This window comes from Burkholderia thailandensis E264, assembly GCF_000012365.1.
Taxonomy (GTDB): Bacteria; Pseudomonadota; Gammaproteobacteria; order Burkholderiales; family Burkholderiaceae; genus Burkholderia; species Burkholderia thailandensis.
Genome location: NC_007651.1, coordinates 1,404,735 through 1,420,005 on the forward strand (window position 1 = coordinate 1,404,735; position 15,271 = coordinate 1,420,005).

The window sequence follows — 15,271 nt, forward strand, 5'->3', positions numbered from 1 at the left end:
GCGTGCCGCAAGTCTAAACCGATCGGGGTTCAGCGCGCTTCGGCGAGCGCGCTCTCGCAGCTCGCGGGCGCGGCGTCGGGGCGTCCCGTCGCCGCGGCTTCGATGATCCCGCCGCCGAGGCACACGTCGCCGTCGTACAGCACCGCCGACTGGCCGGGCGTGACCGCCCATTGCGGCTCGTCGAACACGAGCGAGAAGCGCTCGCCGCCCGCCGCCTCGCCGGGCGCGGCGCTGCTGAACGCGCACGGCGCGTCCGCCTGCCGATAGCGGGTTTTCGCGCCGCACCGCGCGCCGTCGGAGGGCGGCTCGCCCGCGACCCAGCTCACGTTGCCCGCGACGAGCTCGCGCGAGCGCAGCCACGGATGATCGTGGCCCTGCACGACGTACAGCGTGTTCGACGCGATGTCCTTCGCCGCGACGAACCACGGCTCGCCGCTGCCGTCCTTGCTGCCGCCGAGGCCGATGCCCTTCCTCTGGCCGAACGTATAGAACGCGAGGCCGATGTGCTCGCCGACCGTCTTGCCGTCGGGCGTCTTCATCGGGCCGGGTTGCGTCGGCAGATAGCGGTTCAGGAAATCGCGGAACGGGCGCTCGCCGATGAAGCAGATGCCGGTCGAATCCTTCTTCTTCGCGTTCGGCAGGCCGATCTGCGCGGCGATCTCGCGCACCTTCGTCTTCGGGATCTCGCCGAGCGGGAACATCGTCTTCGACAACTGCGCCTGATTGAGGCGATGCAGGAAGTACGACTGGTCTTTCGTATGATCGAACGCCTTCAGCAGCTCGAAGCGGCCGTCGCGCTCGCGCACGCGCGCGTAGTGGCCGGTCGCGATCGTTTCCGCGCCGAGCGACATCGCGTGATCGAGGAACGCCTTGAACTTGATTTCCGCGTTGCACAGCACGTCCGGGTTCGGCGTGCGGCCCGCCGAGTATTCGCGCAGGAACTCGGCGAACACGCGGTCCTTGTATTCGGCGGCGAAGTTGACGGCCTCGACGTCGATGCCGATCAGATCCGCGACCGACACGACGTCGATCCAGTCCTGCCGCGTCGAGCAGTATTCGCCGTCGTCGTCGTCCTCCCAGTTCTTCATGAAGAGGCCGATGACGTCGTAACCCTGTTCCTTCAGCAGCCACGCGGTCACCGACGAATCGACGCCGCCCGACATGCCCACCACGACTCGACGCTTCGTCATTTGCCCACCGCCTGATGATCCGGGGCCGCGCGATACGGCGCGACCGAATGCGTATGCACGAAATCGAGCGGCACGCGGCGGCCGGCGAGGTAATCGTCGACGCAGCGCATCACCGAGGGCGAGCGGTGGCGGTCCTCGCACGCGCGCAGCTCGTCGGCCGTCATCCACAGCGTGCGGACGATGCCGTCGTCGAGCGCGCGGCCGGCGAGCGCGTCGCCCGCGCGGCCGCAGAACGTGAAGCGCAGGTAGGTCGCGCCGACGCTTGCCGGGCGCGCATAGTGCGCGAGATACACGCCGACGAGCGCGTCGGGCTCGAACGGATGCGCGGTTTCCTCGAGCGTCTCGCGCGCGACGGCCTCGACGAGCGTCTCGCCGGCTTCGAGGTGGCCGGCCGGCTGGTTGATGCGCAGGCCGGACGACGTGTGCTCCTCGATCACGAGAAAGCGCCCGTCGCGTTCGACGATCGCGGCGACCGTCACGTGCGGGGTCCAGATTTCGGGTTTCATAGCCGCGCATTTTACCGGTTGCGTCGCGCCGCTGCCGAGTGCGCGTATAGCGCGGTTCCGACCCCGGCGCAACTCCGGGCGTTGCCGATGCGCACAGGCGCGGCCACCGGGAAGGGGTCGCATTGCTGAATCGTCACCGCTTTCGGTTAAAGTGGCGCCTGAAACAGCCGTTGCCTTCGAGCCGGTATGTCAGTCGTCCGGCTCGCCGTCGCAGTAGAACAAACGAAGAGGAGGGATCGACGATGCATATCGGAGTGCCTGCCGAAACGCGGGCGAACGAGGCGCGCGTGGCCGCGACGCCGGAGACGGTCAAGAAATACGCTGCGGCCGGCCACCGCGTGACGGTCGAGCGCGGCGCGGGCGCGGGCGCGAGCTTTCCGGACGACGCGTATGCGGCGGCCGGCGCGGAGCTGGCCGACGCCGCCGCCGCGTTCGGCGCGGACATCGTGCTGAAGGTCCAGGCGCCGACCGACACGGAGTGCGGGCAACTGAAGCGAGGCTCGGTTCTGATCGGCATGCTCGAGCCGTTCAACGCGGAGCAGGCGGCGCGCCTGGCGGCCGCGGGCGTCACGGGCTTCGCGCTCGAGGCCGCGCCGCGCACGACGCGCGCGCAGAGCCTCGACGTGCTGTCGTCTCAGGCCAACATCGCCGGCTACAAGGCGGTGCTCGTCGCCGCGGCGCTGTATCCGCGCTTCTTTCCGATGCTGATGACGGCCGCGGGCACCGTGAAGGCCGCGCGCGTGCTCGTGCTCGGCGCGGGCGTCGCGGGCCTGCAGGCGATCGCGACCGCGAAGCGCCTGGGCGCGGTGATCGAGGCGTCCGACGTGCGTCCGGCCGTCAAGGAGCAGATCGAATCGCTCGGCGCGAAATTCCTCGACGTGCCTTACGAAACGCAAGAAGAGCGCGATGCGGCGCAAGGCGTCGGCGGCTACGCGCGGCCGATGCCGGCGTCGTGGCTCGGACGCCAGGCGGCGCTCGTGCACGAGCGCGCGAAGCAGGCCGACATCGTGATCACGACCGCGCTGATTCCCGGCCGGCCCGCGCCGACGCTGATCTCCGTCGAAACCGTGCAGTCGATGAAGCCGGGCTCGGTGCTCGTCGATCTCGCGGCGGGCCGCGGCCCCGAATTCGACGGCAGGAAGAGCGGCAACTGTCCGCTCACCGTCGCCGATCAGGTGATCGTCCATCACGGCGTGACGATCGCCGGCCACACGAACCTGGCTGCGATGGTGCCCGCCGACGCGTCGTCGCTCTACGCGCGCAACCTGTTCGACTTCCTGAAGCTGATCGTCACGAAGGAAGGCGCGCTCAACATCGATCGTTCGGACGACATCGTCGCCGCGACACTCTTGTGCCGCGACGGCGAAGTCGTGCGCAAATAACGGGAGGAGGCCATGGAGATCATCAATCACACGGTCATCAACGTGATCATTTTCGTGCTGGCGGTGTACGTGGGCTACCACGTCGTGTGGAACGTGACGCCCGCGCTGCACACGCCGCTCATGGCGGTGACGAATGCGATTTCGGCGATCGTGATCGTCGGCGCGATGCTCGCGTCGGCGCTCACGCTCGGCGGCGTCGGCAAGGCGTTCGGCACGATCGCCGTCGCGCTCGCGGCGGTCAACGTGTTCGGCGGCTTCCTCGTCACGCGGCGCATGCTCGAGATGTTCAAGAAGAAGGAGCCGAAAGAGAAGGCCGGCCACGCGAAGGAGGGCGCGCGATGAGCATGAATGTCGTCACGCTGCTGTATCTCGTTGCGTCGGTGTGCTTCATCCAGGCGCTGAAGGGGCTGTCGAACCCGAAGAGCGCTAGACGAGGCAATCTATTCGGCATGGTCGGCATGGCGATCGCGATCCTCACGACCGTCGCGCTGATCGCGAAGCAGGCCGCGTGGCTCGGCGCGAACCTGCCGCTCGGTTTGGGGCTCGTGTTCGGCGCGCTCGTGATCGGCGGCGCGGTGGGCGCGGTGATCGCCGCGCGCGTCGAGATGACGAAGATGCCGGAGCTCGTCGCGGCGATGCACTCGCTGATCGGTCTCGCGGCCGTGTGCATCGCGATCGCGGTGGTCGCGGAGCCGGAGGCGTTCGGCCTCGTGCCGCAGGACGCGACGTTGCCGAACTTCATCCCGTACGGCAACCGGATCGAGCTCTTCATCGGCACGTTCGTCGGCGCGATCACGTTCTCGGGCTCGGTGATCGCGTTCGGCAAGCTGTCGGGCAAGTACAAGTTCCGGCTGTTCCAGGGCGCGCCCGTCGTCTATCCCGGCCAGCATCTGATCAACCTGATGCTCGCGCTCGCGATGCTCGGCTTCGGCATCCTGTTCTTCGTCACGCAATCGTGGCTGCCGTTCGGGATCATGACGGCGATCGCGTTCGCGCTCGGCGTGCTGATCATCATCCCGATCGGCGGCGCGGACATGCCGGTCGTCGTGTCGATGCTGAACTCGTACTCGGGGTGGGCGGCGGCGGGCATCGGCTTCTCGCTGAACAACGCGATGCTGATCATCGCCGGCTCGCTCGTCGGCTCGTCGGGCGCGATCCTGTCGTACATCATGTGCCATGCGATGAACCGCTCGTTCTTCAACGTGATCCTCGGCGGCTTCGGCGGCGATGCGGCCGCGGCGACGGCGGGCGGCGCGAAGGAGCAGCGGCCGGTGAAGTCGGGCTCGGCGGAGGATGCGGCGTTCATGCTCGGCAACGCGGAATCGGTCGTGATCGTGCCGGGCTATGGGCTGGCGGTCGCGCGCGCGCAGCACGCGCTGAAGGAGCTCACCGACAAGCTCGTCGAGAAGGGCATCGACGTGCGCTACGCGATCCATCCGGTCGCGGGGCGGATGCCGGGGCACATGAACGTGCTGCTCGCGGAGGCCGAGGTGCCGTACGAGATCGTCCACGAAATGGAGGACATCAACGGCGAATTCGGGCAGGTGGACGTGGTGCTCGTGCTCGGGGCGAACGACGTGGTGAATCCGGCCGCGAAGAACGATCCGAAATCGCCGATCGCGGGGATGCCGATCATCGAGGCGTACAAGGCGCGCACGGTGATCGTCAACAAGCGCTCGATGGCGGCGGGCTATGCGGGCCTCGACAACGAGCTCTTCTACATGGACAAGACGATGATGGTCTTCGGCGATGCGAAGAAGGTCATCGAGGATATGGTGAAGTCGGTCGAGTGACGCCGTGGGCGGACGCTCGGCCCGCCCACGGGCGGGCGTTCGACGCTTCGCGGATCGCGAGTTGTGAGTTGTGAATTGCGCCGGTCGGCTTGCGGCCCTTGGAGGGAAGCGCGCCGATTCGGCGCTTTTCCTTTTGTGGCGGGGGCTTGCGCAGCGTGACGGCGGGCGTGTCGGGCGTGCGGGCCACGCCGGGCTCGCACCGGCGTCCGTTCCGTGTTCGCTCCGCGCGTGCGAGGTGCGCCGCGCACGTTCGACATCGCGCGCGAAGCGGCCTCGCCGCGCTCAGCGCACGGGTGCGTTCGCCTTGCGCAGATAGTCGGCGAGCCGCTTGCCTTCCTGATCGGGAAACGGGCCGTGCACCGCGACCTCGTTCATGCGCGCGATGTCGAACGTGCGGAAGTCCTCGCGCAGCTCGCACCACGCGCCGATCGTCCAGCGTCCGCCCCAATACACGAGCCCGAGCGGCCACACCCGGCGCGTCGTCTGCGCGCCGAGCCGGTCGCAGTACGCGAAGCTGACGACGCGGCGGCCGTCGACCGCTTCGTGCAGCGCATCCACCTTCTCCGAGAACGCACGGTCGATGTGAAACGACGGCGCGAACACCGCGAGCCGGTCGAGCGTCGCGCGCTTGTCGGCGGGCATCGCCGACGCGATTTTCGCGAGCGCCGAACGCGCGCCGCCCGCAAAGCGCGCGCCGCCCCACGTTTCGAGCATCCGCGCGCCCGCCGCGAGCGCGGCGAGCTCTTCGGCCGTGAACGTGAGGGGCGGCAGGCTCGCCGCGCGGTTCAGGCGATAGCCGATCCCGGCTTCGCCCTCGATCGGCACGCCCGACAGTTGCAGGTCCCGCACGTCGCGATACACGGTGCGCGGCGACACCGACAGCCAGTCGGCGAGCTGCTGCGCGGTCGTCAGGCGGCGGCCGCGCAGCAATTCGGCGATCTGGAACAGGCGGTCGGCGCGGCGCGTCATCGCGAGGCTCCGGGTGGGGCGGCGAGGTTGGGAATGCCGCGATGATAGCGCCGCGCGCGACGGCGGGCGCGCGCGATTTTCGTAGTCGGCGCCATGCGCGCGATTGTTGCGCCGAACGGCTGCGCGTGCGCCGCCGCCCGTCCGCGCGCGCGACGCATCGAGGCGCGCGCGGCAGCCGTCTCGCCCTCCCGCGCAAGCGGGCGCTCGCGCGGCGGCGCGCTCAGTTGCACTTGAGCGAATGCAGGCCGACGCGATTGCCTTCGGTGTCGACGAGGTAGCCGATATAGCCGTAGTTGTTCGGCAGCTCGATCACCGAGCCCTGCACGCTGCCGCCCGCGCGCTTTGCGCGTTCGAGCGCGGCCGTCACCGGACCGTTCGCGTTCAGGTAGACGACGGCGCCGTCCGCGCCCGGCTTCAGTCGCTGCGGATCGTAGACGACCGCGCCGCCCGTGGCCGCTTCCGGATGCACGAAGACCGCGGTCGGCACGCCGCCGATCACCTCGCGCTGCAACGCCGTCTGCAGCACGGTTTCGTAGAAGCGGATCGCGCGGTCGAAATCGACCGACGGAATGTCGAACCAGGCGATCACGCTTTCGCTCTTTGCGGTAGTCATTGCAAGCTCCTTGTACGTTGATGGGCGGGGGAATCCGTTCCGCCAAACCTGCGTCGCGGCGCGACGGCTTCGCAGTGTGCGCGGAGCCTGCTGACAACGTATTGTCAGCAGCGTAACGGCGCTTGATGCGCGCGCCAGGCCGCACGACGAGGCGATGCCGACCGACAGCCGGCGGGCCTGGAACGCGACGCGCACGCGGCGGCGCGCCGTTGCCGGTGCGGTCGAGTCTCGTACCGGATTCGGTCGTACCGGATTCGGGCATGGACCGCCTTGGGATCGGGATGGGGCGGGCCGTCGTGTCGTCGAGCCTGAAGGCGCTGCTCGAGATGGGGCGGCCGCACGCGCCGGCGGCGTGGCGGGAGCGTGCGCGGGGCGGTGAGGGTGGGGCGCCGCGCCGGCGCGTGCGGCCGCCGGTTCGCGGGCACGGCACGGCTCGCGCACCGAGGTTGGAGCGGGACCTGCCGCGACATGCCGCAACGTGCCGACGCATGCGTCGTGCCGACCGGCAGCCGCGCGCTCACCGATGCACGCGGCACGTTGGCGCTCGCGCGCGGTCGTCGATGCGGGCGGCGGCGCCGCGCGCGCGGCCGCGCCGCGCCGATCCGGCCGTCACACGACGAGTGAGGCAGATGCAGACGTTTGCGCCGCCGTCGCGAGGCCCGCGCGAACGCGGTGCGACGGATGCGCGACAGACGCGCCGCAAACGCGCCGCAAACGCGCGACGCGCTACTCGCCGTCGGCCGTCGCCGGGCGCTGCCGGACGCTGCCCGCGATCAGGTCGAAGCGAAACAGCCGGCACTCGAGCGCGCCGTTGAACAGCGGGGTCTTCGCCGATTCGCGCAGCCGCAACTGGCCCGGCAGGCTGCGGTCCGAACTCAGCATGAACGCTTGCCAGCCGGCAAAGCGCTGCTTGAGCGCGTCGCCGAGCGCGCGGAAGAACTCGCCGTCGGGCGAATCGGCGTGCGTGCGGCGGAACGCGTCGCCGCCGCCGCGGCTCTTGCCCGTCTCGCGCACGTCGCCGCGCGGGCCGCGGCCGCGCACCTCGATCCGCTCGCCGTACGGCGGGTTCGTGACGATCACGCCGGGCGCGGCGACGGGGGGCGTCATGTTGCGCGCGTCGATCTGCTTGAGCCACAGCGACGGCACGCCCGCGCGCTCGAGGTTCGCGCGCGCCTTCTCGAGCATGTCGCCGGAGATGTCGCTGCCGAAGATCAGCAGATCGTCGCGCTTGCCGCGCGCCACGCGCTTCGCGTCCAGCGCGGCGACCTTCAGCGCCTGCCACGCGGTGATGTCGTATTGCTTGAGCTTCTCGAAGCCGAAGCGGCGCTCGACGCCCGGCGCCACGCCGAGCGCGATCTGCGCGGCTTCCGCGACGAACGTGCCGCTGCCGCACATCGGATCGTAGAGCGGCGTGCCGGGCGTCCAGCCGGTCAGGCGCAGGATGCCGGCCGCGAGGTTCTCGCGCAGCGGCGCCGCGCCCTTGTCGAGGCGCCAGCCGCGCTTGAAGAGCGGCTCGCCGGACGTGTCGAGATACAGCGTGCAGTCGCCCGCCGTCAGGAACGCGAACACGCGCACGTCGGGCTGCGCGGTGTCGATGCTCGGACGCGCGCCCGTCTTGTCGCGCAGGCGGTCGCAGATGGCGTCCTTCACGCGCAGCGTCGCGAATTCGAGGCTCTTCAGCGGCGACTTGATCGCGGTGATGTCGACGCGCAGCGTCTGAGTCGACGCGAACCAGCGCTCCCACGGCTGCTCGAGCGCGAGCGCATAGACGTCCTGCTCGTTGCGGTATGGGCGATGCGCGATCTTCAGCAGCACGCGGCTCGCGATCCGCGAATGCAGGTTGGCCGCCATGCCGGCCGCCCAGCCGCCGCGGAAATGGACGCCGCCCGGCACTTGCGCGCCCGCGTCGTACGGCGCGATCGCGTGGCGCGCGGCGATTTCCGCGAGCTCGGCGGCGAGCGCGGCCTCGAGGCCGCGCGGGCAGGGAGCGAAGAAGTCGAATAGGGTCGGCGAGGACATAAGGCGGGCTGTCGCGTGCAAAAGTACGCCATTGTACGCGGGGTGCGCGCGCGGATCGTCACGCCGTCGCGCGGCTGCGTCCGTCGCGCGGCCGCCGGCCCGGCGCTCAGTGCGCGCGGGATTCGCCCGCCGCGCCGCCGGCGCCGCGCGGCGGCCACACGAGGCTCGCCGGCCGCGCGAGCGCCGCGCGGCCGATCGCGGCGACGAGCGCGCGCACCTTCGTCGGCCGCAGGCTGCGCGAGCGCACCGCCATCGTGAACGCGAGCGCGAAGCTCACCGCGACGTTCAGGATCGCCATGCTGAAGACGCCCGCGACCGCCCACCAGAGTTCGGCCGAGCGCAGCGTCTCCTTGCCGAGCACGCCGAGCGCGACGCCGATTGAGCCGGCGGACAGCGTCACGTGCCGCACCTCGAACGAGAACGCGAACGCGCTGACGATCGCCGGCACGAGGCCGAGCATCAGCCCGAGCCCGACGTTGCCGACGACGCCCGCGACGTTCGAGCGGCAAAAATGCGCGAGCTTCGCCGCGCCCGCGACGCCGAGCGTGATGCGCAGGCGGCGGTTGTACGCGAGCGCATCGCCGACGCGATGCAGCACGAACCAGTTGTCGGCCCAGCCGGCGAGCAGGCTCGACGCCCACAGCAGCACGCCCGTGAGCGCTGCGTAGACCGGCGTCGGGCCGAATAGCGAGAACGATTTCAGCGTCGCGTGCGCCTTCTCCGGCGAGATCAGGTTCGCATGCAGCACGCCGCTCGCGAACATCTGCACCGCGAAGCACACGGGCAGCACGACGAGCACGTTGCCGCAGATCGCGGCCGCCTGCGTTCGAATCAGCGCGATCACCGACGACACGAACTGCTTCACGCCTTCTTCGTGGCCGGTGCCGTCGAGCTCGCGCGCGATCGTCGGCGCGGTCATCGCCGGCTGCTTCGTCGCGAGCGTGAAGTGCAGGAAGTGCATCAGCATGAAGCTCGCCGCGTAGTTGATGCCGGCGAGCAGGCCCTCGAGCATCGATTGCAGGTGCGCGCCCGTGATTCCGAACTTGATGCAGACGGTCGCGACCGTCACGAGGCCGCCGCCCGCGGCCATGCGCAGCATCTTCAGATATTCGGCGCGGCCGCGCGAGATGTAGTGCTCGCCCGTGTCCGCGTTCGTCTCGACGAGCTTGCGCGCGAACAGGGCGAAGTTGCTGCGCACGAGGTGCGACACGCTCTGGCTGTTCTGGTTCGCGTCGACGAGCTCGGCCGTCAGGCGCGCGAGGCCGCGCAGGTCGTCGCGCGCCATCCACGCGTTCAGCAGCGTCTCCGCGCGCAGGATGCGCATGCGCATGCGCTCGACCTGGAACACGATGTCGACCGATACGCCGTTGCGGTACAGGTGCGAGAACACGTCGTCGATCGACACGCGGCACTCGTCGAGCAGCACGCGCAGATAGTTGACCTCGTGCAGCAGCTTGCTCGCGTCGCCGCCGTCGTCGAGCGCGGCCTGCGCGGTCTCGACGGCGAGCATCGCGCGCGTGAGCCGGTAGAACGGCTGCGCCTCGAGCGGCGTGCGCGCATCCTCGTCGGACAGGCGGCTGCGCACCGTCTGCGACAGGCCCGTCGAGCTGATCTGGCAGGTGAGGTTGTGCAGCGCGGCGAGCAGGTCGCGCGAGAACGAGCCGGGCTGGTGGCGCTCCTTGTCGGTCACGTCGAACGCGAACAGATCGGCCAGGCGCGCGAGCAGATCGTCGGGCAGCGCGTCGATCCACTGCGCGTCGGCCGGCGACGGAAACATCAGCGTGAAGAGCGCGGCGAGCTCGCGGCGGTTCGGCGCGGGCGGGATCAGCGACGAATCGATCCGTTCGACGAGCGCGCCGAAGAAGCCCGAATGCACGGGCATCCCCGCGTCGCACAACAGCGAGATGCCGTCGCTTTCGCGCAGCACGCCGCGCAGCAGGCGCGCGACGTTCGTCTTCCATTCGGGATTGCGGTCGAGCACGTGGAACACGTAGCGCAGCCGCGCGTGCGCGGTGAACGTGCGCTCGCCGGACTCGGCCTGCGAGGGGGCGGCGGCCATCGCGCCGTCGCGATGCAGCCAGTGCGCGAGCTCGATCAGCCATTCGGCGCGCTCCGCGTAAGGCGCGTCGGCGTCGGCCGTCGCGAGGAGCGCGTCGAGCTGATGACTTGCGCTGCGCGACGCGCGCCACTTCTTGATCAGGGTCGTCAGGGAATCGAACATAAGCGGAATATCGGGCGCCCCTACGGGCAGGGTTCTGTGGGGATGCTGCGCAAACCGGCGGCGCGGCGCAAGGGGCGGCTCGCGCGCGGCGGCTTGGGCGATCGTGCAGCCGTTCTGGCGCCGCGGCGCTCTTCGAATGCGCGGCGCCGCGGCGCGCGGCGCGATGACGGACCGGCACGGTGGTCCGGGACGACGGCGGGGCGGCGCCGCTTCGCGCGCATGATGGCCCCGGCCCGCCGGAAGGTGCGTAGGATCGTCAATCGACGCGAAAAACGCAAGGCGACTGTCGGCAGCGGCGTCGGTTCCTCAGTCGAATCGAAAAACAATGTCAAACGGGGCACGGGGCACACGGATTTCGGGCTTCCGGGCCTTCGGGCCACCCGGCGGCCGGGCGCGGGCGCTGGGTCGAGCGGGCCGACAGACGGACCGACAGACGGACCGACGGGCGCGGCTTCCTGCCGGGTTCGGCGCGCCGAGGAAACGCCGGGCCGCGGACGCCCGTCGGGGCGGCCCGACCGGCTCGGCGATGGCTGGGGCGGGCGATCTGCGGCGATCGGCCGCGCCCGCGGCTTCCGGCTGTCGACCGAGCGACTTGCGCCGCTTCCGCCAGCTCCACCGCCGTTATCCCACCGCCGCTATCCGTCGGACCGATCGGATCATACGGCGCTGCCGCTGCCGCTGCCGCTGCCGAGTCCGTCCGCGCGCGCCGATCGCGCGTGTTCCCCGGCGGCCCGCACCGGCGTCACGGCGGCCGGCGCGGGCGTCACCGCGCGTCGCCGCCATGCTGCGATTCCGCCGCCGCCGCGGCCGGCCCCGCCGGACAGCGCGCGACGGGAGGCGCGAGTGCGGCCGAATCGTCGGCCGCCGCATGTTTTGGCGCAGCCGACGCCTTTTTCGCCGCCGCGCCGTTCGTCGCGTCATTCGCGCGCGCGGCCGCGATCGCGCGCACGCCGGCCGCGATCTGGTCGGCCAGCGCGCCGATCGCCCGCCGATGGCCCGCGACAAGCGCGTCGTAGCCCGCCTGCACCGGCTCGACGACGTCGGTGCGGCAGGTCATCACCGCCTGGCTCGGCAGCGCGCGCACGCTCCAGACGGCCGCGAGCGCCGCGTGCCTGCCCGGCCACGACTCGAAGCGCTGGACGTTCACGCTGACCCGGTAGACGGGCACGCCCGCCGGATACGCGGCGTTCGCGACGTCGATCGTGTCGAGCCGTCGCGTGAGCGCCGACGATAGCGCGCGGCGGATCTCGTCGGCGGGCTGCGATGCCCAGCGCTCTTGCTCGAGCACGTCGACCTGCGCGGCGTTTTTTTGCACGACGAACTGATTCTTCGCGACCTGCTCCGGCACGTCGACGGCCGGCACCTGGATCAGGAACGCGGGATTCGCGCTGACGGTCCGTGCGGCGCCGGCGCCGGCGCCGGCGGCCGTCGCGTCGAGCGTATAGAAGTGTGCGGGCGGCGACGACGAGCAGGCCGCGAGCGTGGCCGCCGCGGTAACGGCAGCCGCGGCAGCCGCGGCGCGCGAAACACGCGCCGGTTGGAGCGAGCGTGCGGTCATTTCTGATCTCCTGGTTTGCCTTTCAGCAGCGATTCGGGATGCCGTTCGAGGTAGTCGGCGAGCGCGTTGAGCGACTGCAGCGTGCGCGTGAGCTCCTTCAGCGCGCCGCGCACGTCCGATTGCAGCGGCGAATCCTGCTGCAGCGTCGCTTCCGCGGTCGTGAACGTCTGCTTCGCCGCGGACAGCGTGTCGCGCGCCTCGGGCGCGACTTCCGTGTCGAGCCGCTTGAACAGCTTGTCCGCGTTCGCAAGCGCGCTGTTCAGGTTCGTGCCGATCTGGTCGAACGGCACCTTGTCGAGCTTCTTCGCGATGTCGGCGACCTGCAGCTGCAGTTCGTCGAGCGTGTTCGGCACGGTCGGCAGCTCGACCGGCTCGCGGGCGAGATCGATCTTCGCGGGCGCGGCCTTCGGGAAGAAGTCGAGCGCGACGTACAGCTGGCTCGTCAGCAGGTTGCCCGTGCGCAGCTGGCCGCGCAGCCCGTGCTGGACGAGCCGCGACAGCATCTCGCGCCGCGCCGCGTAGCCCTTGTCCTGCGCCGCCTCGCGGAACTTCCGGCCGAGCCGGTCGGGGTAGACGTTCATCGTCACCGGCATCGTGAAGTTCTTCGTCTTCGGATCGAAATCGATGCCGATGTTCGTCACCTGGCCGAGCACGATGCCGCGGAAGTCGACGGGCGCGCCCACCGACAGCCCGCGCAGCGACTGATTGAAGTTCATCACGACCTGCACCGGCTCGCCGTCCGGCTCGCGCATCGCGTCGCCTTCGTCGGCGCCCAGGCGGAACGTCATGTTGTTCGGCGCGGGCGAGCCGGCTGTCTGGTTCGGCGGCGACTGGAACGCGATGCCGCCGAGGATCACCGTCGCGAGCGACTGCGTGTTCAGCTTGAAGCCGCTCGAATCGAGCCGCAGATCGACGCCGCTCGCCTGCCACCAGCGCGAGTTCAGGCCGACGTATTGATCGTAAGGCGCGTTGACGAACACGCGGAACGTGACGCCCGTGCCGTCCTTGTCGAGCGAAAAGCCGACGACCTGGCCCACCTGCACGCGCCGGTAGTAGACCGGCGAGCCGATGTCGATCGAGCCGAGCGAATCGCCGCGCAGCACGTACTGCGTGCCCTTCTGGTCGCCCGTGACGGCGGGCGGCGTTTCGAGCCCGGTGAAAGATTTCTCGGTCTCTTCCGAGCGGCCCGCGTCGACGCCGATGTACGCGCCCGACAGCAGCGTGCCGAGCCCCGACACGCCCGTCGCGCCGATGCGCGGGCGCACGACCCAGAAGCGCGTGCCCTTCACGGCGAAGTTCTCGGCTTCCTTCTTCAACTGAACCTCGACGAGCACGTGCGACAGATCCTTCGACAGCTTGATCGTCTTGACCATTCCGATCTCGACGTCCTTGTACTTGACCTGCGTCTTGCCGGGCTCGAGGCCCTCGGCGCTCTTGAAGCTGATCGTGACCTCCGGCCCGCGCTCGAGCACCGATTTGACGACGAGCCCGATGCCGATCAGCGCGGCGACGAGCGGCACGAGCCACACGAGCGACGGCAGCCAGCCGGAGCGCCGCGTGATCACGGGCTCGGGAAGTACCGGCGGCTCGCCGCCGGGCGGGGTGGGAGGGGCCGCGTTCGGGTCGTGTTGCGGGCCTTGCGGTCTATTCATGAGGATTCCCTGAGTTTTCTACGTTGTCCCAGATGAGACGCGGATCGAATTGCATCGACGCGAGCATCGTCAGGATCACGACGGAGCCGAACGCGAGCGCGCCGGGGCCCGCCGTGATCACCGCGAGCGAGCGGAAATGGACGAGCGCGACCGTCAGCGTGACGACGAAGATGTCGAGCATCGACCAGCGGCCGATCCGCTCGACGATCCGGTAGAGCTTGGTGCGCTGCATCGGCCGCCACGCGGAGCGGCGCTGCGCGGTGTAGACGAGGATCGCGAGCACGCCGAGCTTCATCATCGGCACGAGAATGCTCGCGACGAACACGACGACGGCGAGCGGCCATTCGCCCGACGTCCAGAAATAGACGACGCCGCTCATGATCGTGTCTTCCTGCGAGCCGACGATCGACGCGGTGCGCATGATCGGCAGCAGGTTCGCCGGAATGTAGAGGATCGCGGCGGCGATCAGCAGCGCGAGCGTGCGCGCGATGCTGTCCGGCGTGCGCGAGTGCAGCGCGGCGCCGCAGCGCGCGCAGTGCTCGGGCCTGTCGTGCGAGCCGGGCGAAGCCGGCGACGGCCGCGCGAGTTTCTGCACGTGGCCGCATGCATGGCAGCTTGCCATGCCGGCGCGCGCGGCGGTAACGATTTCGGTCATCGCGCGCCCGCCTCGTCGGTCGGGCCGGGCGCCGCGCCGGCCGCGCGCCCGCGCAGCGAATCGGCGACGTCCCACAGCGTGCGCGGATCGAACATCACGACCACGGCGAGCATCAGCGTGAGCGCCGCGAACGCGAAGAGGGCGGCCTCGGGGACCACGCGCGCGAGGCTCACCATCTTGACGATGGTCACGAGGATGCCGAGCATGAACACCTCGATCATCCCCCACGGGCGCACGAACTGGATCGCGCGCAGCACGCCGTTGAAGCCGGGCGGAACCGCGCCCGAGCGCAGCGGAAAGAGCACGTAGAGCAGCGCGGACATCTCGACGAGCGGAAACAGCAGCGTCGAGCAGAACACCATCACCGCGACGAGCGGCATCCCCTGATTCCACATCGCCTCGAGCGCGCCGAAGAGCGTCGTCTGCACGCGCATGCCGTTCACGTCCATTTCGAGGATCGGGAAGCCCTGCGCGATCAGGAACGTGATCAGCGCGCCCGTCGTGAGCGCGCAGATACGGTCCACCTGCGCCGAGCCGCTCCGGTAAAGCAGCGCGTCGCAGCGCGGGCAGCGGGCGGTGTCCTTGCCGCTAAGGCGCGGTTTGTGCAACAGTGCGTCGCATTCGTGGCAGGCAATCAGGGTGTTTCTGTCCATATGGAAAGGCGGTTGCGCGGCGTCGCAGCGACGCGTTCACAGGGCCGGAACCCGCGCCAA

General features: G+C 70.0%; 13 protein-coding genes. 3 read left to right on the plus strand and 10 right to left on the minus strand.

Translation table 11 applies throughout. The features are described 5' to 3' along the window. Positions 1-29: 29 nt before the first annotated feature. A complete protein-coding gene (gene mnmA, locus BTH_RS18595) occupies positions 30-1,190 on the minus strand; it encodes a tRNA 2-thiouridine(34) synthase MnmA (RefSeq protein ID WP_009889157.1) in 1,161 nt (386 codons plus the stop codon). Then, positions 1,187-1,696, minus strand: coding sequence for an NUDIX hydrolase (locus tag BTH_RS18600; protein ID WP_009889158.1), 510 nt, complete (start codon positions 1,694-1,696; stop codon positions 1,187-1,189). Before BTH_RS18600 ends, mnmA begins: the two co-directional genes overlap by 4 nt. 242 nt (positions 1,697-1,938) lie before the next feature. On the opposite strand from BTH_RS18600, the gene BTH_RS18605 reads away from it, so the two are divergent. Genes BTH_RS18605 through BTH_RS18615 form a run of 3 tightly spaced genes read left to right on the plus strand, consistent with a single transcriptional unit; the run spans position 1,939 to position 4,871 of the window. Further along, positions 1,939-3,078: a Re/Si-specific NAD(P)(+) transhydrogenase subunit alpha gene (locus BTH_RS18605; RefSeq protein ID WP_009889159.1), complete on the plus strand. Its 1,140-nt coding sequence runs from the start codon at positions 1,939-1,941 to the stop codon at positions 3,076-3,078. A gap of 12 nt (positions 3,079-3,090) precedes the next feature. Then, positions 3,091-3,420 carry an NAD(P) transhydrogenase subunit alpha gene (locus tag BTH_RS18610; RefSeq protein ID WP_009889161.1) on the plus strand — a complete coding sequence of 110 codons (330 nt, stop codon included), beginning with the start codon at positions 3,091-3,093 and terminating at the stop codon, positions 3,418-3,420. Beyond that, positions 3,417-4,871, plus strand: coding sequence for an NAD(P)(+) transhydrogenase (Re/Si-specific) subunit beta (locus BTH_RS18615; RefSeq protein WP_009889168.1), 1,455 nt, complete (start codon positions 3,417-3,419; stop codon positions 4,869-4,871). Before BTH_RS18610 ends, BTH_RS18615 begins: the two co-directional genes overlap by 4 nt. A gap of 282 nt (positions 4,872-5,153) precedes the next feature. On the opposite strand, the gene BTH_RS18620 is transcribed toward BTH_RS18615, so the two are convergent. The 8 genes from BTH_RS18620 to BTH_RS18665 all read right to left on the minus strand — a co-directional run bounded on the left by BTH_RS18620 (position 5,154) and on the right by BTH_RS18665 (position 15,211). Next, entirely contained in the window at positions 5,154-5,840 is a 687-nt protein-coding gene (locus tag BTH_RS18620; RefSeq protein ID WP_009889170.1) for a helix-turn-helix transcriptional regulator, read from the minus strand. 220 nt (positions 5,841-6,060) lie between these two features. Continuing rightward, positions 6,061-6,453 (minus strand): VOC family protein, encoded by a 393-nt coding sequence (locus BTH_RS18630; RefSeq protein ID WP_009889174.1) that lies wholly within the window; start codon positions 6,451-6,453, stop codon positions 6,061-6,063. Between the two features lie 726 nt (positions 6,454-7,179). Next, a complete protein-coding gene (locus BTH_RS18640; protein ID WP_009889177.1) occupies positions 7,180-8,472 on the minus strand; it encodes a THUMP domain-containing class I SAM-dependent RNA methyltransferase in 1,293 nt (430 codons plus the stop codon). 106 nt (positions 8,473-8,578) lie between these two features. Continuing rightward, positions 8,579-10,693: a site-specific recombinase gene (locus tag BTH_RS18645; protein ID WP_009889178.1), complete on the minus strand. Its 2,115-nt coding sequence runs from the start codon at positions 10,691-10,693 to the stop codon at positions 8,579-8,581. Positions 10,694-11,456: 763 nt separating this feature from the next. After that, entirely contained in the window at positions 11,457-12,251 is a 795-nt protein-coding gene (locus BTH_RS18650) for a PqiC family protein (protein ID WP_009889181.1), read from the minus strand. Beyond that, complete coding sequence (locus tag BTH_RS18655) at positions 12,248-13,903, minus strand: intermembrane transport protein PqiB (protein ID WP_009889184.1); 1,656 nt, start codon at positions 13,901-13,903, stop codon at positions 12,248-12,250. Before BTH_RS18655 ends, BTH_RS18650 begins: the two co-directional genes overlap by 4 nt. Continuing rightward, positions 13,896-14,558, minus strand: a complete 663-nt coding sequence (locus BTH_RS18660; RefSeq protein ID WP_009889186.1) for a paraquat-inducible protein A — start codon at positions 14,556-14,558, stop codon at positions 13,896-13,898. The genes BTH_RS18655 and BTH_RS18660 overlap by 8 nt, the downstream gene beginning before the upstream one ends. Continuing rightward, positions 14,555-15,211, minus strand: coding sequence for a paraquat-inducible protein A (locus BTH_RS18665; RefSeq protein ID WP_009889187.1), 657 nt, complete (start codon positions 15,209-15,211; stop codon positions 14,555-14,557). Before BTH_RS18665 ends, BTH_RS18660 begins: the two co-directional genes overlap by 4 nt. Positions 15,212-15,271 lie beyond the last annotated feature (60 nt).

Coding starts and splice junctions, on each gene's coding strand:
- mnmA (WP_009889157.1), bottom strand. CDS start 1,190: ATGACGAAGCGTCGAGTCGTGGTGGGCATGTCGGGCGGCGTCGATTCG.
- BTH_RS18600 (WP_009889158.1), bottom strand. CDS start 1,696: ATGAAACCCGAAATCTGGACCCCGCACGTGACGGTCGCCGCGATCGTC.
- BTH_RS18605 (WP_009889159.1), top strand. CDS start 1,939: ATGCATATCGGAGTGCCTGCCGAAACGCGGGCGAACGAGGCGCGCGTG.
- BTH_RS18610 (WP_009889161.1), top strand. CDS start 3,091: ATGGAGATCATCAATCACACGGTCATCAACGTGATCATTTTCGTGCTG.
- BTH_RS18615 (WP_009889168.1), top strand. CDS start 3,417: ATGAGCATGAATGTCGTCACGCTGCTGTATCTCGTTGCGTCGGTGTGC.
- BTH_RS18620 (WP_009889170.1), bottom strand. CDS start 5,840: ATGACGCGCCGCGCCGACCGCCTGTTCCAGATCGCCGAATTGCTGCGC.
- BTH_RS18630 (WP_009889174.1), bottom strand. CDS start 6,453: ATGACTACCGCAAAGAGCGAAAGCGTGATCGCCTGGTTCGACATTCCG.
- BTH_RS18640 (WP_009889177.1), bottom strand. CDS start 8,472: ATGTCCTCGCCGACCCTATTCGACTTCTTCGCTCCCTGCCCGCGCGGC.
- BTH_RS18645 (WP_009889178.1), bottom strand. CDS start 10,693: ATGTTCGATTCCCTGACGACCCTGATCAAGAAGTGGCGCGCGTCGCGC.
- BTH_RS18650 (WP_009889181.1), bottom strand. CDS start 12,251: ATGACCGCACGCTCGCTCCAACCGGCGCGTGTTTCGCGCGCCGCGGCT.
- BTH_RS18655 (WP_009889184.1), bottom strand. CDS start 13,903: ATGAATAGACCGCAAGGCCCGCAACACGACCCGAACGCGGCCCCTCCC.
- BTH_RS18660 (WP_009889186.1), bottom strand. CDS start 14,558: ATGACCGAAATCGTTACCGCCGCGCGCGCCGGCATGGCAAGCTGCCAT.
- BTH_RS18665 (WP_009889187.1), bottom strand. CDS start 15,211: ATGGACAGAAACACCCTGATTGCCTGCCACGAATGCGACGCACTGTTG.